The 22,550-nt window shown below is 73.1% G+C and carries 14 protein-coding genes; 13 read left to right on the forward strand and 1 reads right to left on the reverse strand.

Features of this window, described 5'->3' with window-relative positions; all coding sequences use genetic code 11:
• Positions 1-60 precede the first annotated feature (60 nt).
• The 13 genes from D7W81_RS13260 to D7W81_RS13320 all read left to right on the forward strand — a co-directional run bounded on the left by D7W81_RS13260 (position 61) and on the right by D7W81_RS13320 (position 21,816).
• A complete protein-coding gene (locus D7W81_RS13260) occupies positions 61-9,600 on the forward strand; it encodes a tetratricopeptide repeat protein (RefSeq protein WP_120555725.1) in 9,540 nt (3,179 codons plus the stop codon).
• A 13-nt stretch (positions 9,601-9,613) separates the two neighbouring features.
• On the forward strand, positions 9,614-10,222 hold the full coding sequence (locus D7W81_RS13265) for a hypothetical protein (protein ID WP_120555726.1): 609 nt from the start codon (positions 9,614-9,616) through the stop codon (positions 10,220-10,222).
• Positions 10,223-10,279: 57 nt separating this feature from the next.
• Positions 10,280-10,975, forward strand: coding sequence for a 7-cyano-7-deazaguanine synthase QueC (gene queC, locus D7W81_RS13270; protein ID WP_120555727.1), 696 nt, complete (start codon positions 10,280-10,282; stop codon positions 10,973-10,975).
• Positions 10,975-11,592, forward strand: a complete 618-nt coding sequence (ddpX, locus tag D7W81_RS13275; RefSeq protein WP_120555728.1) for a D-alanyl-D-alanine dipeptidase — start codon at positions 10,975-10,977, stop codon at positions 11,590-11,592. The genes queC and ddpX overlap by 1 nt, the downstream gene beginning before the upstream one ends.
• 98 nt (positions 11,593-11,690) lie before the next feature.
• Complete coding sequence (locus tag D7W81_RS13280; protein ID WP_120555729.1) at positions 11,691-12,926, forward strand: serine/threonine-protein kinase; 1,236 nt, start codon at positions 11,691-11,693, stop codon at positions 12,924-12,926.
• Between the two features lie 53 nt (positions 12,927-12,979).
• Entirely contained in the window at positions 12,980-13,792 is an 813-nt protein-coding gene (locus tag D7W81_RS13285; RefSeq protein ID WP_244227195.1) for an alpha/beta hydrolase, read from the forward strand.
• Positions 13,793-13,916: 124 nt separating this feature from the next.
• Entirely contained in the window at positions 13,917-14,546 is a 630-nt protein-coding gene (locus tag D7W81_RS13290) for a methylthioribulose 1-phosphate dehydratase (protein ID WP_120555731.1), read from the forward strand.
• On the forward strand, positions 14,543-15,088 hold the full coding sequence (locus D7W81_RS13295; RefSeq protein WP_120555732.1) for a 1,2-dihydroxy-3-keto-5-methylthiopentene dioxygenase: 546 nt from the start codon (positions 14,543-14,545) through the stop codon (positions 15,086-15,088). Before D7W81_RS13290 ends, D7W81_RS13295 begins: the two co-directional genes overlap by 4 nt.
• Complete coding sequence (mtnC, locus tag D7W81_RS13300; RefSeq protein ID WP_120555733.1) at positions 15,085-15,786, forward strand: acireductone synthase; 702 nt, start codon at positions 15,085-15,087, stop codon at positions 15,784-15,786. Before D7W81_RS13295 ends, mtnC begins: the two co-directional genes overlap by 4 nt.
• Before the next feature lie 20 nt (positions 15,787-15,806).
• Complete coding sequence (locus D7W81_RS13305; RefSeq protein ID WP_120555734.1) at positions 15,807-16,691, forward strand: S-methyl-5'-thioadenosine phosphorylase; 885 nt, start codon at positions 15,807-15,809, stop codon at positions 16,689-16,691.
• 26 nt (positions 16,692-16,717) lie between these two features.
• Positions 16,718-17,833 (forward strand): S-methyl-5-thioribose-1-phosphate isomerase, encoded by a 1,116-nt coding sequence (gene mtnA / locus D7W81_RS13310; RefSeq protein WP_120555735.1) that lies wholly within the window; start codon positions 16,718-16,720, stop codon positions 17,831-17,833.
• Positions 17,830-18,474 carry a class II aldolase/adducin family protein gene (locus D7W81_RS13315; protein WP_120555736.1) on the forward strand — a complete coding sequence of 215 codons (645 nt, stop codon included), beginning with the start codon at positions 17,830-17,832 and terminating at the stop codon, positions 18,472-18,474. Before mtnA ends, D7W81_RS13315 begins: the two co-directional genes overlap by 4 nt.
• Positions 18,475-18,579: 105 nt before the next feature.
• The gene (locus tag D7W81_RS13320; protein WP_120555737.1) at positions 18,580-21,816 is read left to right on the forward strand and encodes a CHAT domain-containing tetratricopeptide repeat protein; all 3,237 of its coding nucleotides are present in this window, start codon (positions 18,580-18,582) and stop codon (positions 21,814-21,816) included.
• Here D7W81_RS13320 and D7W81_RS42340 read toward each other — a convergent pair.
• On the reverse strand, positions 21,798-22,550 hold a 753-nt coding region (locus D7W81_RS42340), incomplete at its 5' end, for a hypothetical protein (RefSeq protein ID WP_158621582.1). The genes D7W81_RS13320 and D7W81_RS42340 overlap by 19 nt on opposite strands.

Below are 22,550 nucleotides of genomic sequence, written 5' to 3' on the forward strand. Positions count from 1 at the left end.
GGGGGTTTGCCTAAAAATTCCAGGGCTTAGGGGTCATGGTAGCCTCCCCAGCCTCCTCCGATGGCCACCGATAGCGAGTCCCCCAAGCCCGTCGCGCCTGCTTCCGGCGCCGCCCCCGAGCTCCGCCTGTTGGATCGGCGTGCGTTCGTGGGCTTTCCGGCCTTGGAGGTCCAGCCCGGGCTGCGCATCGCGGACTTCGCGCTCCAGATTCCGGACGTCAGCTTTCCGTTCAACGTCAGCGCGGGCGCCACGCGCTACCAGCGCAAGAAGCTGCTCTTCGGCTTCCTGGAGCTGACGGTCGACGCGGACCTCGTCACGCGCAAGGTGGCGGAGCTGGCCGGGCGGCTCGCGGGCGTGGAGGAGCTGCGGCTGCACTTCCGCCCCGGCTACCTGGAGGGCCAGGGGCGGCTGCCCGCGCCGGAGCGCACGCCGTTCACGTTCAAGATCGCCTTCGACGCGGACGGGGACCGGCTGGCCGTCTACGTCTACGACGTGCGGCTGTATGGCTTCTCCGCCACGCCGTCGGTGCAGCTGCCGGGCCTGTTGTCGGAGGCCGTGGGCGCGCTGGGCCTCTTGCCGGACGTGGAGGTGCGCGGCGCCACCGGCTTCTCCACCCGCGTGCTGCCCGCGCTGTGCGAGCTGGCCGCGCTGAGCCGGGGCTACAAGGTGCCCACGCTGGACACCGCGCGCCTGTCCGGAGCGGAGGTCTCCAGCACCGGCCTGCGCCTGCGCTTCGCCGCCGGAGGGCTGCCTCCGCCCGCCGCGCCGGACGAGGAGCTGATGCTGGCGCTGGAGGGCGCTCGGGCCTTCGCGGACGCGGAGGGACTGGTCGCGCAGGGCCGGCTCGCGGAGGCGCGGCAGGCGTATCTCCAGGCCGGGGACGCGCAGGATGCGCATCCGTTCGCGGCGGAGCGGTTGCTGGCGCTGCTCGTCGCGGATCCGCAGGCGCACGACCTGGCCCTGGACGTGGCGGCCACGCTGTCGCGCCGCCGGGACCGCAGCCCCGCGGCGCTGTGGGGCGAGGCCGTGGTGCGCGAGCGCCGGGGCGAGGGTGCCCGCGCGGCGGAGCGCTACCTGGCGCTGTGCGCGCTGGCCCGCCGCACGTCGGAAGAGGCCGCCGCGTTCTTCGCCGCCGAGGCCGCCGCGCGCTCCTCGCGCGACACCGCGCCCCAGGTGGCGGTGAAGGCGCTGCACGAGCTGCTGGGCCTCAAGCCGGATCACCTGCCGTCGTTGAAGGCGCTGGCGCGCGCGTCGGATCAGGCGCGTGACCGGGCTGGCGCGGTGCGGGCGTACCGGCGGCTCGCGGCCCTGGCGCGCGATCCGTTGGAGGCCGCGGACGCGCACGTGCACCTGGCGCGGCTGTGCGCGCAGACGGAGGACGACGTCGCGGGAGCCCGGCTGCACTGCGAGGCCGCGCTGCGCTTGTCGCCGGATCAGCCGGACGCGCTGCTGCTGCTCGGTGAGTTGTGCCACCGCGGCGGCGAGCACCTGCGTGCCTTGAAGGCGCTGGACCGTCTGCGCGAAGTGTCCATGGCGCGCCACGAGCTGGACCGTGTGGGACAGGCGGACCTGCTCGCGGGCCGGGTGTGGGAAGAGGGCCTGAAGCAGCCGGAGAACGCGCTCTTGCGCTACCGCGAGGCCGTGTCGCTGCTGCCCGGTGAGCCGGAGCCGCTGTTCGCCTCCGCGCGCGTGGCGGAAGGCCTGGGCCGGTTGCAGGAGGCCTTGAGCGGTTACCAGCAGGCGCTGGAGCTGGCGGGCCCGGCACCGCGTTCGGAGAGCGTTCGCCACGCCGCGCACGAGAGCCACCACGCGCTGGCGCGGCTGTCGCGCACGAAGCTGGGCGACCCGGCGCGTGCGCGTGAGCACCTGGAAGCGGCGCTCGCGTTGGATCCGCGCGACGCGGTGGCGCTGGATGAGCTGATTCCGTACTTCCGCGTCACCGGCCGCTCGCAGGAGCTGGCCGAGGCGCTGGAGAAGGCCGCCGCCCTTAAAGAAGAGCCGAAGGCCCGCGCCGCGCTGTGGGCCGAGGCCGGCGAGCTGTACCGGGGCAAGCTCCAGCTGGCGGACAAGGCCGACAAGCTGCTCACGCTCGCGCTGGAGGCGGACGGCGACCACCGGCCCGCGCTGGAGTCGCTGCTCGCGCTGGCCGAGGCCCGCCGCGACGGCGCGCAGCTCACCCGGTGCCTCGCGGCGCTGGCGCGGCTGACGGTGGAGCCGAAGGAGCGGGCGCAGAAGTACCGCCGGCTCGCGGTGGCCGCGCGCGACCTGGCATTCGACCTGGACCTCGCCGTGCACGCGCTGCAGGAGGTGCTGCGCGCGGAGCCGGACGACCTGCCGGCGCTGGGCGAGCTGTGCGCGTTGCAGCGCAAGCGCTCCGACCTGGCGGGGCTCGCCAGCGCGCTGGAGAACCGCGCGCGCGTGGCGGAAGCGCAGGGTGACAAGCGGCTGGCGGCGGCGGCGCTGCGCGAACTGGCGGGCGTGCTGGAGGCGCGGCTGGGGCGCGTGGGCGACGCGCTGGTGGCGCTGGAGAAGGCCGCTCGGCTCGCGCCGGACGCCGCGGTGCTGCTGGACCTGGCGGACCTGAGCCTGCGCTGCGAGCGGCCCGAACATGCCCGGCGCGCGCTGGAGTCGCTCCTGGCCATGCTGCCGCGCACCGCGGCGCCGGAGAAGCTGGCGGACGTGCGCGCGCGGCTGGGCCGTGCGTGCGAGCTGCTCGGTGACCGCGAAGGCGCCATCGCCGCGTACGCGCAGGCGTTCCCGCTGCGCCGGCTGGACGACGTGCTCGCCACGCGGCTGGAGGCCCTCTACACGGAGGCCGGCGAGACGCAGGCGCTGGCGGAGCTGTGGGCCACGCGCGCGCAGGCGCTGGCGGGCGCGGACCGGGCGGAGGAGGCCGCGCCGCTGTTCCTCCAGAGCGCTCGCGCCCTGCTGGAGCGTGGGGAGAAGGCCGCCGCGCTGATGCGCCTGGCCTCCGCGCTGGAAGCGAGCCCCGAGGGGCCGCTCGCCGCGGAGGTGCTGGAGGCGCTGGCCGAGCTGGAGCTGGAGCGCGGCGAGAAGCTGGAGGCGGCGCGGCTGTACGCGCGGCGGTCCACGCTGGTGCCGGATGCCCGGGCGGGCGCGAAGCTGCTCTTCCGCGCGTCGCTGCTGGCCGCGGGCACGAGCCGCGAGGAGGCCTTCCTCGCCGAGGCGCTGGAGCGCGACGCGACCTTCGCGCCCGCGCGCATCCGCCGGGGCGAGCTGCGGCTGACCACGGATGCCCGCGCCGCGCTGGAGGACTTCGAGGCGGTGCTGGCCCTGCCGCCCGCGGACGTGGATGCCCCGCGCGAAGCGGAGCGCGTGGCCCTCACGCGCAAGGCCGCCACCGCCGCCGTGCGCGCGAACCGCACGGACGCGGCCCGGCGCCTGCTCGCGGAGTTCTGCGCGCGCACGCCGGAGGACCTGGACGCACGGCTGGAGCTGGCCGCGCTGCACCGCAAGGCCGGCGCCCGCGAGGCCCTGGCGGACCTGCTGGTGGAGCTGTGGCCGCGCCTCTCCGGAGACGCCCGCCGTCAGGCCCGCCGTGAGCTGGCCGAGCTGTGTCTCTCCCTGGGCCGCGCGAGCGCCGCGGCGGATTCGCTGCGCAGCCTGCTGGCGGAGGAGTCGCAGGACGCGTGGGCGGCGCAGGCGCTGCTGGAGCTCCTGCCCCCGCCCGGCACGGGCACCCCGGAGGAAGAGGCCGAGCGGCTGGAGCTGCTGGGCACGCTGGTGTCCGCCGCGTCGGGTGAGGCTCGCGCTGAGTTGCTCGCGCGTCGTGCCGCCCTGCACCGGAGTGCCGGCCGCACGGGTCCCGCGCGCGACGACTGCGCCCAGGCCGCGAAGCTGTCGCGCCGCCCCGCGCCGCTGCTGCTGATGCTCGCGGAGCTGGCGCGCGAGGCGTCGGACGCGCCCGCCGAGCTGGATGCCTGGCGCCGCGCTGTCGCGGCCGATGCCACCCTGGGCAACCGCGCCCTGGAGCGGCTGCTGGCCCTGGCCACCGTGCTGCTGGAGAAGGACGAGCGCGCCTCCGCCTGGGACGCGCTGCGCACCGCCATCACGCTGGATCCGCCCGCCGACGCGCGGTGCGATGCCTTCTTCGCGCTCGCCGAGCTGGCCCGCCGCGACGGCAAGCCCGCCGACGAAGCCGCCGCGCTGGCCGAGGCCGCGCGCCAGGGCCCCATTGCCCGCCGCGTGGAAGCGCTCCTGCTGCGCGCCTCGCTGCTCGAAGAGCTGGGGGATCGCGAAGGCGCCGCGCGCGACCTGGAAGCCGCGCTCGCCCTGGCGCCGCGCCATGAAGAGGCCACGCTCGCGTTGCAGCGCGTGCTGCGCGACCTGGAGGACTGGGCCCGGCTGGCGGAGCTGCTCGCCGCCGAGGCGCCCCATGCGCCGCCCGCTGCCGCCGCGTCGCTGTACTCGGAGCTCGCGAGCCTCTACCTCGACCGCCTGGGACACGTCGCGCCCGCCGAGGCCGCGCTGCGCCAGGCGCTGCGGCTGACCCCGGCCGACGCGGCGGTGCGCCGCCGGCTGGTGTCGCTGGTGGCGGGCCGCGGTGAGTTGCTGGAGGCCTCGGGCCTGCTGGAGGCCGCGGCGGAGGACGCCGACGCCGCCGAGGCCGCTGCGTTGCTGCGCGAGGGCGTCACCTACGCACGGCAGGCCCAGGAGCTGGACCGGGCGCTGGCCCTGGCGCGTCGCGCGCATGCGCGGGTGCCCGCGCAGGGCGACGACCTGGCCACGCTGGCGGACCTGCTCTACCTGCGCGGCGCGGTGCGCGAAGCCCTGCCGTTGCAGGAGGCCCTGGTCCAGGCGGCGGACTTCCGCACGGCCCCGGAGGCAGCGGAGGCCACCAGCCTGCGCCTGGGTGACCTGGCGGAGCAGGCCGGCGACGTGAATCGCGCGGTGGCCGCGTACCGGCACCTGCTCACCGAGCGTCCGCTGTGCGAGCGCGCCGTGGAGCGGCTCGCCGCGCTGCTGGAGCGCGATGATCCGCGCGGTGCCTTCGAGGTGCGCGTCGCCCACGCGCGTGTGCTGGCGCCGTCCGAGGACACCGTCGCGCGGCTGGTGTCGCTGGCGGAGCGCGCACGCGAGGCGCTGGCGGACGCGGGCATCGCCGCATCGCTGCTGTCCCACGCGGCGCAGATGGCGAAGGAGCCCCTGCCGCTGCGCCGCCGGCTCGTCGCGCTCTACCGAGAGACGGGCCGCACGTCGGAGCTGCTGGCGGAGCTCCAGCCGGTGGCCGCGCTCAGCCTCCAGGCCGGGGACGTGGACGCCGCGCTCGCGGCCTACGACGAAGAGGCCCGGCTCGCCGAGTCGCTGGGCCGCGCGGACGAAGCGCTGCGCTCGCTCGCCAACGCCCGTGACCTGCTCGCCGCCGGGGAGCGCAACGCCGAAGCCGCCGCGTGCGAGCGCCGCCGCGCGGAGCTGCTGCGCGACGTGAAGCTGGACCTCAACGCGGCGGAGGCCTCGCTGGAGCGCGCCTTCGGATTCGCCGCGGAGCTGGACACCGCCCGCATGGGCGCGGCCCTGGCCGAGCGCCGCGACGACGCTGCCGCCGAAGCCCGCTGGTGGGAGCGCGGACTGCCCCGGATGACGGGCACGCGGGAGGGCGCGGCGGTGCTGCTGCGCCTCGCGCGCCTGAACCTGGGCGAGCTCGCGGACGCGGCGAAGGCGGAGGGCTTCCTGCGCCAGGCCCTGCGCCAGGACCGGTGGCTCACGGAGGCCGAAGGCCTGCTCGCGGAGCTGCTGGAGCGCGACGGCCGGCTGGCGGAGCTTGCCGCCTGGTACGAGGAGTGCGCGGAGGCGGAGATCGACGCCGACCGTCACGCGGCGCTGCTCCTCCAGGCCGCGGTGCTCTACCGCGACCGCGCGAACAAGCCGGAGGCCGCCGCCGCCGCGCTCATCGCCGCGCGCGCCGCGAAGCCGGATGACCTGGACCTGACCGCGCAGGCCGCGGAGCTGCTGCACCAGGTGCGCCGCCCCGCGGACGCCGCGGAGTTCGACGCCATCCTCCTGGAGGCGGATCCGTTCCGCGAGCCCGTCTTCACCCGCCACCGCGCCTTCCTGGAGGAGAGCGGCGAGCGTCAGGCCCTGGCCGAGCTGATGCTCCGCCGCGCCGAGCGTCAGACGCCCGCCGAGGCCGCCGCGAGCTACCTCGCCGCCGCGAGCGCCTTCCGCGACGAGGGGGCCCGCGAGCGCGCCATCCTCTGCGAGGACCGCGCCTTCGAGCTGGACCCCGCCAACGCGGAGGCCTTCGGGCACGTGCGCGAGCGCGCCGCCGGAGACGTGCGCCGTCTGGCGGACCTGCTGGGCCAGCGCGCCGAGGCCGTGGCCCCCACGGAGGCGCTGCCCCTGTTGCGTGAGCGGGCCCAGCGCCTGCTGGACGCGGGAGAAGCGCTCAAGGCCGCGGAGGCCTTCGACGACTACCTGGGCCGCGCGGGCGGTGACGTGGATGCGCTCTGCGCTCGCGCCGAGCTGGCCGCCCAGGGCGGAGGCCCCGCCGCCGCGCAGCCGTATGACCGCCGGGTGCTGGCGCTGGGTGGAGACTCGCTGCCGGTGCCGGTGCTCGTGCGCACGTGGCTGCGCCTGGGGCATGCGTCGCTCGCGTCGGGGGCGTTCCACGACGCGGCGGACGCCTTTGAAGCCGTGGTGTCGCTGGAGCCGGAGGGCGCGCGCGGCGGTGAAGCCTTGTCGCTGCTCGCGGAGGTGCACTCGCGCACGGGCAACGGCCCCGGGCTGTACCGCGCGTCGTTGCAGCTGGCGCGCAGGGCCCAGGACGCGGCGACGGAAGAAGTGCTGCTGCGCCGCGCGGCCGACCTCTTCGACGACCCGCGCGAGGCCATCGACGCGCTGTTGCCCCTGGCCCGGCTGCGTCCGGCGGACGCGAGCGTCATCGACCGCGCGGTGGAGGGCCTGCGCGCCCTGGGCCGCCACGGCGACCTGCTGGGCATCTACGAAGCGGGCGCGGAGGCCGCGGGCGGTTCGCGCGCCGCGGAGCTGCTGCTCGCCGCCGCGTCCGTGGCGAACGATTCGTTGTCGGACGCGGACACGGCCTGGGCCCTCACGCGTCGCGCGGCGGAAGCGGATCCGGAGAACCCGGCCGCCCTGCGCGCGCTGGTGGACGGCCTGCGTGCGCGCAAGGAATCCGCCGGGCTGCTCGCCGCCCTGGAGCGGCTGATCCCCCTCACGGACGACGCGGACGAAGCCGCGGTGCTCCGGCTGGAGTTCGCGGGGCTGGCGAAGGACGCGGGCCGCGAGGACGCCGCGCGCGACGCGCTGGAGGTCGTGGTGGCGCGAGGCGCTTCCGGTGCCGGCTATGCCGATGCGCTGGAGGCCCTGGAGCCGCTGCTCGGTGAGGCGCACGCGCGCCGCGCCGAGGTGCGCGTGGCCCGCGCGGAGCTCGCGTCGGGTGAGCAGCGGGTGTCGCTGCTGGTGGCCGCCGCGCGCGCCTTCGAGAAGGCAGGCCTGCTGGACGAGGCGCTGAAGGCCGCGAAGTCCGCCGTCGCCACGGAGCCGGACCTGCGCGCCGCGCTGCTCGTCGCGCACCTGCACCGCGCCTCCGGAGACGCGCCCCGCGCGGCCCGCGCGCTGTTGCAGGCCGCCCGGCTCGCCGCGCCGGAAGAGCGTCCCCCGCTGCTGCTGGAGGCCGCCGGCCTCTGGGAGAAGGCGGGTGAGATGGGCGAGTCGCTGGAGGTCATCGAGCGCATCGCCACGGACGCGCCGGACATGCTGTCCGCGACGGAGCTGGCGGAGCGCTTCGCCCGGCTGGGCGCCTTCGCGCGCGCCCTGGACGTGGGCTTCACGCCCGCCATGGCCGCGGGCGAGTACACCGACGCGCTGGCCATGGCCGCGCAGGCGGGCGATGTGTCCCGCACGCGCATGGCCCTCTGGGCCCTGGTCGCGATGCCGGACGCGGACCCGGCTCACGCCGCCGCGCTGGCGGACGGCCTGCGCGAGGACGCGGAGTGGGAAGGCCTGCTGGAGCTGGCCGCCCTCTCCTACGACCGTGACGTCACCTTCGCCGTGGCCCTGCGCGACGAGGTGCTGCGCGCCCGTCCGGCTCCGGTGCTCGCGCGCCTGCGCGCCCTGGAAGAGCTGGGCGGGGAGCCCGGCCTCGCCGCGCGCATGATGCTCCTCCTGCCGGAGCTGGGCCTGGAGCCCGAAGCGCTGGCCGAAGCGGTGCTCACCCGCGTGCGCGCCCTCCCGGAGCCCGCGCGGCTGGAGTCCCTGGCCTTCGCCGCGGACGGCTGGCCCGCGCGCCGCGAAGAGCTGCTGCGCGAGCGCTACACCCTGGAGCGCCAGCTGAACCAGCTGGAGTCCGCGGAGCGCACGCTGGCGCTCATCGCGCAGGACACGAAGGACGCCAGGGCGCGCGCGCTGCTGCACCTGGAGCGCGGTGAGCTGCTGCAAGGCCCGCTGGCCCAGCCCGCCGAGGCGCGCGAGGCCTTCGAGGCCGCCCTCACCGACGACGCGGACAACCTCGCCGCCGTGCAATCCCTGCTCGCGCTGGTGGACGAGGCGCGCGAGTCCACGGTGTTCCTCGCGCTCGCGGACACCCTCGCGAAGCTCGCGGGTGCCGACGCGTGGACGCCGTACCGTGAGCGCCTGGCGGACGCCTACGAAGCCCAGCAGCGCTGGGCCGAAGCGGCCACGCAGCTGGAGCAGCTCCCGGAGACGGACGAGCGGCTGGCCCGCCTCGTGAAGTTCGCCGAGGCGCGAGGCCTGGTGGGCGAATCGCTGCGGCTGCGCGAGCGCCTCACGCAGGACCCCACGGAGCTGGAGGTCATCCTCCGCGGCTACCTGGACGCGCAGCTCGTGGGCCCGGCGGTGCGTCTGGCGGAGCGGCTCGCGGACGCGCAGCAGCTCACGCCCGCGCTGACGCGGTGGGTGACCGAGCGCTTCTCTCCCTCCCCGGACGGTGCGGCGCTCGCGGTGCGCTTCTGGCCCGCGCTCTTGCGTGAGAAGTGGCCGGACGTGGATGGCTGGACGCTGTACGCGGAAGCGCTGCACGCCCTGGGCCGTCCGGAGGCGGAGCGCACGGACGGCATCGGCGCCGCGCTCGTGAGCAGTGATGCTCCCGCGCCCCGTGCCCCCGTGTCCCGGCTGGAGCGCCCCGCGCAGGACTTCCAGCACCCGGAGCCGGAGGGCCTGGTGCCGGTGACGGAAGCGAGCCTCGCGCGGCTGCATGTCGCGCTGAAGCCGGTGCTCGTGTCGCTGGGCGCGGAAGCGGTGCGCGTGTCCGTGGATCCACGCGGTGGCGTGGAGGCGTACCTCACGGCGCCGGGCGCGCTGGTGCTGGGCGCGGGTGCGCTCGGCTGCTTCGGCGCGGTGGAGCTGGGCTGGCTGTGCGCGCTGGCGATGGCGCTGGGCTCCGAGGGCGTGGAGCTCACCCGTCCCGGGGCGGTGCTGGCGTGGGAGGACGCGGCGGTGGCGGCCTGGCGCGCGATGCCCGCGACACTGGCGGCGGGGCGCGTGCTGGCGCGGCTGGACTCGGACGTGCGCGGCGGTGACCCGGCGGCGGTGGATGTAGGCGCGGTGCTGTCCCGCAGCGAAGCCTTCCGCCAATTGGCCCTGGCGTCGCTCGACGTCTAACCTGGAGCGCGTCATGCACCTGAAGCGACTGGCAGTGGCGCTCTTCCCCGCGGCGGCCCTGGCCGTGGCGGTGGGCTGTTTCTCCGACCCCGTGTACCCGGGCAACCAGGTGATGGGGACGTTCCGCTTCCAGGCGAAGCTGGACGCGGCGCGCACCACGTGCGACGCGGGCTCGCGCGACTTCGCGCAGCTGGACGACGCGGGCACCTTCACCTTCGAAGGCACCTTCTCCCGCGACACCGACGCGGGCACGGGCTTCTTCACCGTGCAGGGCTTCTCCCGCGACGCGGGCTACACCGGGCAGAGCGTGTCCTCCACCCACCGCGCCACCGCGCGCCGCGATTCGTGCGGCACCGGCTGCGAGGACTCCGAGATTGAAGAAGCGCTCAACGTCATGCTCCTGAGCGACAGCCAGTCGCGCAACGTGGCGCGCGACTGCAAGCGCCTGGACGGCGGCGTGCCGGAAGGCGACATCCCGGCCCCCACGGAGAACGGCTACGACGTGTCGCTCGCGTGCGGCACGCTCCAGGACGTCTTCCTGCCGGGCAAGGGCGCGGCCTGCGATTGCAAGCCGTCCACGTGCACCACCGTGTACACGGTGAGCGGCGACCGCATCGACTGAAGCACCTCGGGCCTGTCCCCGTCGTGTAACGTGCGCCGCTCCGAAGTGGAGGATGGAATGGCGAAGCGTGCGGTGGTGCTGCTGTCCGGCGGCCTGGACTCGACGACGTGCCTGGCGATGGCGAAGGCGGACGGCTTCGAGCCAGTGTGCCTGTCCATCGCCTACGGCCAGCGCCACGCGGTGGAGCTGGAGCGCGCGAAGAAGGTCGCCTCCGCCATGGGCGTGCGCGACGTGCGCGTGGTGACGGTGGACCTGCGGCAGGTGGGCGGCTCGGCCCTCACGGATGACATCCCGGTGCCCAAGGACCGCTCGGAGGACGACATGTCCCACGACGTCCCCATCACCTACGTGCCCGCGCGCAACGCGCTGTTCCTCTCACTGGCGCTGGGGCTGGCGGAGGTGGTGGGCGCCACGGACCTCTACATCGGCGTCAACGCGGTGGACTACAGCGGCTATCCGGACTGCCGCCCGGAGTTCATCCGCTCCTTCGAGACGATGGCCCAGCTGGCCACGAAGGCGGGCGTGGAGGGCGCGACCTTCAAGGTGCACGCGCCGCTCTCCGGGCTCACCAAGGCGCAGATCATCCAGGCCGGCGTGAAGCTGGGCGTGGACTACGGGATGACGCACTCCTGCTACGACCCGGACACCCAGGGCCGCGCGTGTGGCCGCTGCGACAGCTGCCTGTTGCGCGCCAAGGGCTTCCAGGAAGCGGGCGTGCCGGACCCCACGGTGTACACGGAAGGGGTGCGCTGATGCTCTCCGCGACGGGCCTCACGCTGACCCTGGCGCTGCTCGGAGGCGCACCGAAGGCCGCGCCCAGGACGGAGCTGGTGGACGCGGCCACCGTCATCCCGGACCTGGTGCTGGACCTGCGCTACGCGACGAAGGACAACTTCCTCAAGAAGCAGGTGTACCCGGACGGCGCCCGGTGTCTGTTGTTGCCGGACTCGGTGAAGCGCCTGACGCAGGCCGCGGACGCGCTGCGCCCCCAGGGCTACCGGCTGAAGGTGTACGACTGCTACCGGCCGCGCGCGGTGCAGTACGAGATGTGGAAGATATTGCCGAAGCCCGGCTACGTGGCGGACCCACGCAAGGGCTCCAACCACAACCGGGGCGGCGCGGTGGACCTGACCCTGGTGACGAAGGACGGGGCGGAGGTGGAGATGCCCACCGCCTTCGACGACTTCACCCCCGCCGCGCACCACGGCTACACCGGCGGCACCCCCGCCTCGCGCGAACACCGGGAGGTTCTGCGCAAGGCCATGGAGGGCGCCGGCTTCCAGCGCAACAAGATGGAGTGGTGGCATTACGACCTGCCCGGCGCTACGAAATTGCCGGTGCTGGACGTGCCCTTCACCCCGGCCGGGTGACGCCTGGCTGCTCGCCAGCCCAGTGGTTTCGCGCGGTTGCGTCAGGGACTGCGCGTATATGGGCGCGCGCACGGAGTGCCTGCTATTCCTGGGCTCGCATGAGTCAAACGCTCGCGGCCGGCCTCGAAAACACGCTCATCTCTCCGAACTCGGGGGCGCAACTGTCGCCCCCGCCCACCCCGGGTGCGGCCACGACCCAGCGCCGCAACACGGTGCTGCCGCGCGTGGAGTGGAAGGGCCAACAGCCCAGCGTGGTGCCGCTGCAACGCGAGCGCTTCGAGGAAGTGCGCCCGCTGGGGCAGGGCGGCATGGGCGAGGTGGTGCTCATCCGCGACCACGACATCGAGCGGGAGGTCGCGCTCAAGCGGCTGCCCCCGGGCGCGGACCTGGACCGCGTGCTGCGCTTCGTGGAGGAGATCCGCACGGTGGGCATGCTGGACCACCCGAACATCGCGCCCGTGCACGACGTGGGCGTGGATGAGCAGGGCCGGTACTACTTCCTGATGAAGCACCTGAAGGGCGAGACGCTGGAGTCCATCATCTCCCGGCTGCGCAAGTCGGAGCTGGACGCGCTGCTTCGCTATCCGTTCCAGGTGCGGGTGCAGATCTTCCTGGGCGTGCTGCACGCGGTGGCGTACGCGCACGGCAAGGGCTTCATCCACCGCGACCTCAAGCCCGCGAACATCATGGTGGGCCCCTTCGGTGAAGTGACGGTGCTGGACTGGGGCCTCGCGCGCCGCGTGGGTGCGTCCGCCGCCCGGGCCATCGTGGACGGCTCGCCGGTGGACCTCCACTCGGCCCGGCCGCTTCAGACGGAGCTGGGCTCCGTGGTGGGCACGCCGCTCTACATGTCCCCGGAGCAGGCGCGCGGCGAGCACGACACGATGGACGCGCGCAGCGACGTCTTCACCCTGTCCGTGCTCTTCCACGAGCTCCTGTCGCTGTCGCACTACCTGGAGGGCCTCCAGTCCGTGCCGGACATCATGAAGGCGGTGCAGACGCGCACGCTGGACATGGCGTCCATGCACCTGAACACCGCGCAGGGCCCGGTGCCCGCGGAGCTGATGTGGTTCGTGAAGAAGGGGATGAGCAAGGACCCCAAGGACCGCTTCGAGTCCGTGGACGACATGGTGATGCAGCTGCAGGCCGCGCTGGAGGGCCGCATCCACGTGCACTGCCAGCGCACGATGCTCAAGAAGACCCTGCACAAGGGGCTGCGCATCGCGGACCGCAACCCCATGGCCCTCACGGCCGCGGGCGTGGTGGGCGTGGGCCTGGTGCTCGCGTCGGCGGTGAACCTGGGCCTGTCGCTCTTCGGGGCGCTGCTGCACTGAGCCCGCTGTCAGCATTGTCGCCCCGGAAGCGCGCGGTGTGATGGAGTGGCGGCGTGCAACGCGTCCGCCGCCTCCTCATGGCCTTCCTCATCATCGTCGGCATGGTGTACCTCGCGCTGTGCGCGGTCCTCTTCGCCGCGCAGCGCTCCCTCATCTACCCCGCGCCCCACTCGGAACCGGAGCGGCTGCGCGGCCAGCCCGGCTTCGGCGTGGTGCCGCTGGCGGATGGGCTCAACGTCGACCGCTTCTACCTGCCCGCGCCGCCCGGGGCGCCCACGGTGGTGCACTTCCACGGCAACGGCGAGCAGCTCCTGGGGCAGCGGGGCTTCGGCCAGGCGCTCGGGGACGTGGGGCTGGGCTTCCTCGCGGTGGAGTACCCGGGCTACGGCGCGTCGCCGGGCAGTCCAACGGAGGCGGGCCTGTACGCGTCCGCGGAGGCCGCGCTCCAGTTCCTGCGCGACCAGGGCGTGAAGCCGGAGGACATCGTGCTCAGCGGGCGCAGCCTGGGCACCGGCGTCGCGGTGGAGATGGCGCGGCGCGGATACGGCGCGCGCATGGTGCTGGTGTCTCCGTACACGTCCATGGTCGCCATGGGCCAGCGCACCATGCCCTTCCTGCCCGCCTCGCTGCTGATGCGCGACCGTTTCCTGTCGCTCGACAAGGCCCCGAACATCCCCATCCCCGTCCTCATCATCCACGGCGAGGAGGACGAGGTGGTCCCGGTGGACATGGGCCGCACGCTGGGCCAGCGCTTGCCGAACGCGCGGGTCGTGACCGTACCGGGCGCCCACCACAACGACGTGCTGGAGCGGGACGGTCAGCAGGAGCTCGCGCGGCTGGCCACGTTCGCGCTCGACGGAAGCTGAGCGGCCCGGCAGGACGCATGACGTCCTGCGTTGCGTTCCCTTGCGCCTACCGGTGATCGCCGGATTATGCTCGGTGTCATCAACGCGATGTTTCATCGCGTCCTCAAGCTCCCCCGAGGAATGGATGTCCACCGACCCGGCCCCGGCCGCGACCCTGTCCGAAGCGGCCCGTGAAATCGTCGAAGTGGGCCGCTTCCTCAGCGTGCGCAACTTCGTGCCCGCCACCAGCGGCAACTTCTCCCGCAGGCTGGATGCCCGCACCGCCGCCGTCACGCGCTCCGGCGTGGACAAGGGCGAGCTGGTGGAGGCGGACATCCTGGTCGCGGACATCCACGCGCCACCGCCCAGGGGCTCGTCCGCGGAGACGCCCCTGCACCTGCAACTCTACCGGGACCGCCCGGAGGCGCAGGCCGTGCTGCACACGCACTCCGTGGTGGCCGCGCTCCTGTCGAACCTGCGGCTGCCGGAAGGCGAGCTGGTGCTCCAGGACTTCGAGCTGCTCAAGGCCCTGGGCGACACGCGCACGCACGAAGCGGCGGTGTCCATCCCCATCTTCCCCAACGACCAGGACATCCCGCGGCTCGCGGACAAGGTGACCGCGATGCTCCAGAAGCGCACGGACCTGGTCGCGTATCTCATTGCCGGCCACGGGCTGTACACCTGGGGCCGGAGCATGGCCGAGGCGCGCCGCCACGTGGTGGCGCTGGAACACCTGCTGACGTACGAACTCGAGAAGATGAAGGTGCGGCGATGAGCAAGCTGATTGTCTACAGGGACCACCAGCCGGAGGCGCCGCTGGGCGTCTACACCGAACCCGAGGACATCCGTCGCGAGCTGAAGCCCGCGGGCGTGCGCTTCGAGCGCGTGGACGCGTCCGTGGACCTGCCGGACGGCGCGGGACAGGAAGAAGTGCTCGCGGCCTACAAGCACGTGGTGGACGCGGAGATGAAGGCCCACGGCTACAACACCGTGGACGTGGCGCGCATCAAGCCGGACGCCCCCAACGTGGAGGCCGCGCGCGCGAAGTTCCTCTCCGAGCACGCCCACACGGAAGACGAGTCGCGCATCATGGTGGAGGGCAGCGGCTGCTTCTACCTGCACGCGGGCGACAAGGTCTTCCAGGTGGAGTGCACCCGAGGCGACCTCATCAGCGTGCCCGAAGGCATGAAGCACTGGTTCGACATGGGCGCCGCGCCCCGCTTCGCCGCCATCCGCTTCTTCATCCGCCCGGACGGCTGGGTGGGCCACTTCACCGGCGAGACCATCGCCGAGCGCTTCCCGAAGTACGCACCGTGAGCGCCCCCAAGGCCATCGTCACGGACATCGAAGGCACCACCAGCTCCATCGCCTTCGTGAAGGACGTCCTCTTCCCCTTCGCCCGGAAGCACCTGGCGGAGTACGTCGCCACGCACGGGCAGGAGGCCGCCGTGCGCCAGTGCCTGTCGGATGCCCGCACGCTCGCGGGTGAGCCGGCGCTGGACGACGTGAGCACCGTCGCGCTGCTCCAGCGCTGGCTGGACGAGGACCGCAAGGCCACGCCGCTCAAGACGCTCCAGGGGCTCATCTGGGCGGACGGCTACGCGCGCGGCGAAATCAAGGGCCACGTCCACGCGGACGCGGCCCGCGCCCTGCGCGACTGGCACGCCAAGGGCCTGCGCCTGTATGTCTATTCCTCCGGCAGCATCGCCGCGCAGAAGCTGATTTTTGGCTACAGCGTGGAGGGGGACCTGACGCCGCTGTTCTCCGGCTACTTCGACACCACCACCGGACCCAAGGTGGAGGCCGCGTCGTACACGAAGATTGCCCAGGCGCTGGGATTGCCGCCCGGCGACATCCTGTTCCTCTCCGACAACGTGGCGGAGCTGGACGCGGCGAAGCAAGCGGGCCTGCGCACCGCGGCCCTGGACCGGGGCGAGGTGGCGCTCCCGCCGGGCCACGGGCACCCGGTGTTCCATGACTTCACGTCGCTGAATCCGTTCGCGCACGTGTCCTGAATCCCTAGCGGAGTTTCCCCATGTCGAGTTCCAACAAGCCCGTGCTGGGCATCATCGGCGGCAGCGGCCTGTACCAGATTGACGGCCTGACGGATGTCTCGTGGCGCCGGGTGTCGTCGCCCTTCGGTGAGACGTCGGACGAGTTCTGCTTCGGCCGCATCGGCGACCAGCCGGTGGTGTTCCTGCCGCGCCACGGACGCGGGCACAAGATTCCGCCGTCGGAGCTGAACTTCCGCGCGAACATCGACGCGCTCAAGCGCAGCGGCGTGACGGACATCCTCTCCGTCTCCGCGGTGGGCAGCCTGCGCGAGGACCTGCCGCCGGGCACCTTCGTGGTGGTGGATCAGTTCGTGGACCGCACCTTCGCGCGCGTGAAGAGCTTCTTCTCGCAGGGGCTGGTGGCGCACGTGTCCATGGCGAAGCCGGTGTGCTCGCGCCTGGGTGACGCGGTGATGTCCGCGTGCGAGGGCCTGGACATCAAGGTCGTGCGCGGCGGCACGTACCTGGTGATGGAGGGTCCGCAGTTCTCCACGCTGGCGGAGAGCAAGCTGTACCGGCAGTGGGGCTGCGACGTGATTGGCATGACCAACATGCCGGAGGCCAAGCTCGCCCGGGAAGCGGAGCTCTGCTACGCGAGCGTGTCGATGGTCACGGACTTCGACTGCTGGCATCCGGACCACGACGCGGTGACGGTGGATCAGGTGGTCGCGGTGCTGCTGGGCAACGCGGGCAAGGCGCGCGGGCTGGTGAAGAACATCGCGCCGCTCGTGAGCCAGCACACGGGCCTGTGCCACGCCGGCTGCCAGACGGCGCTGGAGCACGCCATCATGACGTCGCCCGATGCGCGCGACCCGGCCATGGTGGAGAAGCTCTCCGCGGTGGCGGGCCGCGTCCTCAAGCGCTGAACAGCGGAACAAGGAAAGACACCGCGATGAAAGTCCAAGGCGTTCCGATGCGCTCCATCTGGGTCGAGCCCGACGGCTGGAGCGTCGGCGTCATCGACCAGACGCGCCTGCCTCACGCGTTCGTGAAGGTGAAGCTGACCACGGCGGATGAAGCGGGCCATGCCATCCGCAGCATGCTGGTGCGCGGCGCGCCGCTCATCGGCGCCACGGCGGCGTACGGCGTGTGTCTGGCCATGCGGGAGGACGCGTCCGACGGCGCGCTGGAGAAGGCGCTGACCATGCTGCGGGCCACGCGGCCCACGGCGGTGAACCTGCACTGGGCGCTGGACGGGATGCGCCAGGTGCTCGCGCCGCTGAAGCCCGAGACGCGCGTGGCGTCCGCGTACCGGCACGCGGCGGCGCTGTGCGACGAGGACGTGGCCATCAACCGCGCCATCGGCGAGCACGCGCTCAAGCTGTTCCAGGAGGCGTGGGACAGGAAGGGCCGCAAGGGGCGGCTCAACGTGCTCACGCACTGCAACGCCGGGTGGCTGGCGACGGTGGACTGGGGCACGGCGCTGGCGCCCATGTACATGGCGCACGACGCGGGCCTGCCCCTGCACGTCTGGGTGGATGAGACCCGCCCGCGCAACCAGGGCGCGGTGCTGACGGCGTGGGAGCTGGGGCAGCACGGCGTTCCGCACACCGTCATCGCGGACAACGTGGGCGGCCACCTGATGCAGCACGGGGACGTGGACCTGTGCATCGTCGGCACGGACCGCACGACGGCGAAGGGGGACGTGGCGAACAAGATTGGCACGTACCTCAAGGCGCTGGCCGCCAAGGACAACGGCGTGCCGTTCTACGTGGCGCTGCCGTCGCCCACCATCGACTGGACCCTCCACGACGGCGTGAAGGAGATCCCCATCGAGCAGCGCGAAGGCACGGAGCTCAGCGACGTGACGGGCCGGCTGCCGTCGGGGGACATCGCCACGGTGCGGATCACCCCGCCGGGGAGCCCCGCCGCGAACTACGCGTTCGACGTGACGCCCGCGCGGCTGGTGACGGCGCTCATCACGGAGCGCGGCGTGTGTCCGGCGACGGAGGAGGGGATGCTGTCGCTCTTCCCGGAGCGGCGCACGGAGCGGAGCACCGGGACGTGAGCGGAGCGGGGGGCCACGTGGCGCTGCGCGAGGCGATGGTGGCCACCGCGCGGCGGATGAACACCTCCGGGCTGAACCAGGGCACGTCCGGCAACCTGAGCCAGCGGGTGGAGGGCGGCTTCCTCCTCACGCCGTCCGGGATGAACTACGAGACGATGACGCCGGAGGACCTGGTCCTCATGCGCTTCGACGGCTCGCACGAGGGCCACCGCAAGCCGTCCACCGAATGGCAGCTGCACCGGGACCTCCTCCAGGCGCGGCCGGAGGTGGGCGCGGTGCTGCACTCGCACAGCATGTTCAGCACCACGCTGGCGTGCCTGCGCCGGGGCATCCCCGCCTTCCACTACATGGTGTCCGCGGCGGGCGGCACGGACGTGCGCTGCGCGGAGTACGCGACGTTCGGCACGCCGGAGCTGGCGCGGCACATGATGGTGGCCCTGGAGGGACGCAAGGCGTGCCTGCTGGCCAACCACGGGCTGGTGGCGGTGGGGGCGGACCTGCCCGCGGCCTTCAAGCTGGCGGTGGAGGTAGAGACGCTGGCGGCCATGTACTGGCGCGCGCTCCAGATTGGCGAGCCCGTGCTGCTGGATGACGCGGAAATGGAGCGCGTGTTCCAGCAATTCCGGGGGTATGGGCAGTAGGCGTCCCTTCGCACACACGTTCCTGCATGATTCTCCGGGTCCCTGTCTCATAGTCGCGAGGGGGGCGCCGGATGGGCCTCCCTCGGGTCTCCAGGAGGCGTTGGCATGCGGTGGGTTCTCGGGTGCATGGTGATGATGGCACTGGGGTGCGCCTCGCTCATGCCGGTGGGGCGGGAGCCCTCGGATGCGCGGCTGGTGGAGGCGCTCCAGGCCTTTGACCAGGCCGTGACGCTCTACGAGGAGGGCCGGTACGCGGAGGCCGTGGCGCCCGGCGAGCGGGCCCTGGCGCTGCGGGAGGCGGTGCTCGGGGGCTCGCATCCGGACGTCGCGTACTGCCTGAACCTGCTGGGAGAGCTGTACCGGATGCAGGGGGACCTCACCCGGTCCGGGGGCTTCCACGAGCGCGCCCTGGCCCTCCGGGAAGCGGTGGTGAACGACGACGCGGTGAAGAACGTCACGGTGGCCGGGCTGCTCAGCTTCGCCGCCTCGCCCACGATGGAAACGGACCGTCAGGCCGGGGGGTTCTACGGCCACAACCACGCCCTCTCCCGGCGGACGAACAACCTGTTCAGCCTGGACAAGCGCCGCCGCATGGGCGCGTTCGCCAGCCAGGAGGCGGTCCTCAGCGAGAACCAGTCCGCCTACGCCGAGTCCCTCAACAACCTGGCCAACCTCTACCAGCAGCAGGGGCTCTACAGCCGCGCGGAGCCGCTCTACTCGCGCGCGCTGGACCTGCGCGAGACGGTGCTCGGCGGACACCACCTCACCGTCGCGGACTCGCTCAACAACCTGGCGCTGCTCTACCGGGAGCAGGGGCTCTACAGCCGCGCGGAGCCGCTCTACGTGCGCGCGCTCGCGCTGCGCGAGTCAGCGCTGGGCAAGAAGGACCCGTTGGTCGCGGACTCGCTCGACACGCTGGCCACGCTCTACCAGGACCAGGGCCAGTACAGCCGGGCGGAGCCGCTGGGTCTGCGCGCGCTCTCCATCCGGGAGTCGGAGCTGGGCAAGCAGCACCCGCTGGTAGCGGACTCGCTCAACAACCTGGCCAATCTCTATCAGGACCAGGGGTTCTATGACCGCGCCGAGCCGCTCTACGCGCGCGCCCTCGCCATCCGGGAGGCCGCGCCGGACCGGAGCGCTTCGGACCTGGCCGCCGCGCTCAACAACCTGGCCACGCTCTATCAGGCGCAGGGGAAGTACGGCCGGGCGGATCCGCTCTATGCGCGCGCGCTGGCCCTCTGGGAGGAGGCGCTGGGCGGGAAGCACCCGCACGTCGCCGCTTCGCTCAACAACCTGGCCACGCTCTACCGGAAGCAGGGGAAGTACACCCAGGCGGAGCCGCTCTACGCGCGCGCGCTGGCCATCTGGGAGCAGGTGCTGGGCAGGAACCATCCGGACGTCGCCGGCTCGCTCAACAACCTGGCCACGCTCTACCGGGACCAGGGCAAGTACAGCCAGGCGGAGCCGCTCTACGAGCGCGCGCTCGCGATTCGTGAAGCCGTGCTGGGCAAGAACCACCCGGATCTCGCGGCGTCGCTCAACAACCTGGCCCTCCTGCGTCTGGCGCAGCAGCGTCTGGAGGACGCCGTGCCGTTGTTCACGCGCGCCTTCGGCGTCTCCGAGCAGCGCCTGCGCCGGGAGGCGCTCGAGTTCTCCGAGGCGCGGCTGGCCAGCTTCCTCCAGCACCTGCGCGCGGACGAGGAGCAGCTCTACGCGCTCGTGCGCGCGCACCCGGACTCCGCCAACGTGCGGCGTCTGGCGCTGAGCGCCGCGCTGCTCCTCAAGGGCCGCTCCGTCGAGGAGACCGCTGACATCTCCCGCGCGGTCTACCGGAGCCTGGGCACGGAAGAGCGCGGCACCTTCGAGCAGCTGCGCAAGCTGCGCACCCAACTGGCCAGTCTCTCGCTCCACGGGCCCGGTGCGCTCACGCCGTCCGCCTACCAGCGGCAGCTCATGGCGCTGAGCGCGCAGGGCGACGCGCTGGAAGCGACGCTCGCCAGCCGCTCCGCCCCGCTGCGCGCGTTGGCCGCGCTGCCCGCGCCCGGGGACATCGTCGAGCGTGTCGCCGGGGCCCTGCCGGACGATGGCGCCCTGGTGGAGTTCATCACCTACGACGACCGTCCCCTCGTGCCGGGAACGGGCACGTCCCAGCTCCGGTGTCTGGCGTTGGTGCTCCTGCCTGACGGGGACATTCGCGCGCTCGACCTGGGGCCCGCCGGGCCCATCGAAGCCGCGGCCTCGGTGCTGCGGGACGCGCTGGCCCGCCGGGACGCGGCCTTCGAGGACTCCGCGCACGGGCTCTACCAGCTCGCCTTCCGGCCCCTGCTGCCGTTGTTGGGGAAGGCCCGCAGGTTGTTCCTCTCACCGGACGGTCAGCTGGCCCTGGTGCCCTTCGCGGCGCTGCACGACGGAAAGCAGTACCTGGTGGACACCTACGACTTCACCTACGTCACCTCCGGCAAGGACCTGCTGCCGCGTCCCCAGCAGCCCCGGTCCGCGTCGTCGGTGGTGGTGCTGGCGGATCCGGCGTTCAACACGGAGGTCCGGACCTCCGCCATCCCCTCGGGAGGCGCGGCCGTGGTGGCCGAGCGTTCTCCGTCCCTGCGGCGCGAGGACCTGGTGGCGCGGGACTGGGCGCCCGTGCCGCTGCCGGGCTCGCGCGAGGAGGCGGAGGCCATCCAGCGCCTGTTCCCGCAGGCGCAGCTGTTCCTGGGGCCGAAGGCGACGAAGGACCGGCTGCTGCACCTGCGCACGCCGGGCATCCTGCACCTGGCGACCCACGGCTTCTTCCTGGAGGACGCCACCGTCACGGAGAACTCGCGGGCCGTCGCGACGTTCGGCGCGCTGGGCGAGGACGCGCAGGCCACGCGTCCGCCGGATCCGTTGCTGCGCTCCGGCCTGCTGCTGGCGGGAGAGACGGGGCAGAAGAGCGCCCCGGGGGCCTCCACCGACAGTGCGCTGGTGACGGCGCTGGAGCTGGCGGGGCTGGACCTGTGGGGCACGCAGCTGGTGGTGCTGTCCGCCTGCGACACCGGCCGGGGCGCGGTCCGGCGAGGGCAGGGGGTCTACGGCCTGCGGCGGGCCTTCCTGGTGGCGGGCGCGGAGACGGTGGTGATGAGCCTCTGGAAGGTGGACGACGCGACGACGCGCACGCTGATGGAGACCTACTATCGCCACCTGCTCAAGGGCGAGGGCCTGGCCACGGCGCTGCGTGAGGCGATGCGGGAGCTGCGGCGCGCGCAGCCCCATCCGCACTACTGGGCGCCGTTCATCGCCATGGGGCGGGACACGCCGCTGCGGCTGCTCGGCGCGAGTGCACGGGCTCAGGCCGGCGGCGGGTAGATGTCCTCGAGGATTTCGGAGCGCTCGGGGTACTTCTGCTCGAACGCGGCCAGGGCCTTGGGGCCGCCGTCGAGCGCGCGCATGTACTCGGACCAGGCCTCCGCGAAGTCCTCCGTGTAGACGCCGGAGTCCTCGAAGCTCTCCTCCGTGTAGTCGTTGAGGTGGTTGCCATCCGCGGCCGCGGCCTCCGCCCAGCCGTCGGGGATGGGCGGGGGCTCGCCCGCGAGCTTCTCGAAGATGCCGGAGAGGATGCCGTCGTTCGCGTCCTCCACCTGCCGGCCGATGAGGTGGCCGATCTCGTGGTGGAAGATGTCGTCCGTGACGTTGGCCTCGCCGTCATAGAAGGTGATGGTGCCGTCACCCGCCCGGGCGGCGGCCCCGTCCGGATCCGCGTCCTTCTTGATGACGACGCGCTCGAGCGAGCCCCGCAGGTCCTCCGGCGTCTCGCTGTACGAATCAATGACCTGGGCGAGGACGTCCTCCGTGTCCACGTCGGCGCCTTCTTCGACGGTCACGGTGAAGGTGTCGTCACCGACGCGAACGACGTAGCGGTCGTCCTTGCCAAAGAAGCCACCGGGAAGCTGCGTCACGGAGACCTGCTCCGTCTTTCCGTCCGTGTTGGTGAAGGGCACCGTCTCGCCCGTCGTCAGGGCCTTGTCCACGGCGGCGCCGCGGGGATTGATGAGCTTCCCCAGGTCGCCGGGCGACAGCGGCGGGGGCGGCGGGAGGAGGGG

Origin of the sequence: Corallococcus aberystwythensis, from assembly GCF_003612165.1 — a bacterium.
GTDB classification, from domain to species: domain Bacteria; phylum Myxococcota; class Myxococcia; order Myxococcales; family Myxococcaceae; genus Corallococcus; species Corallococcus aberystwythensis.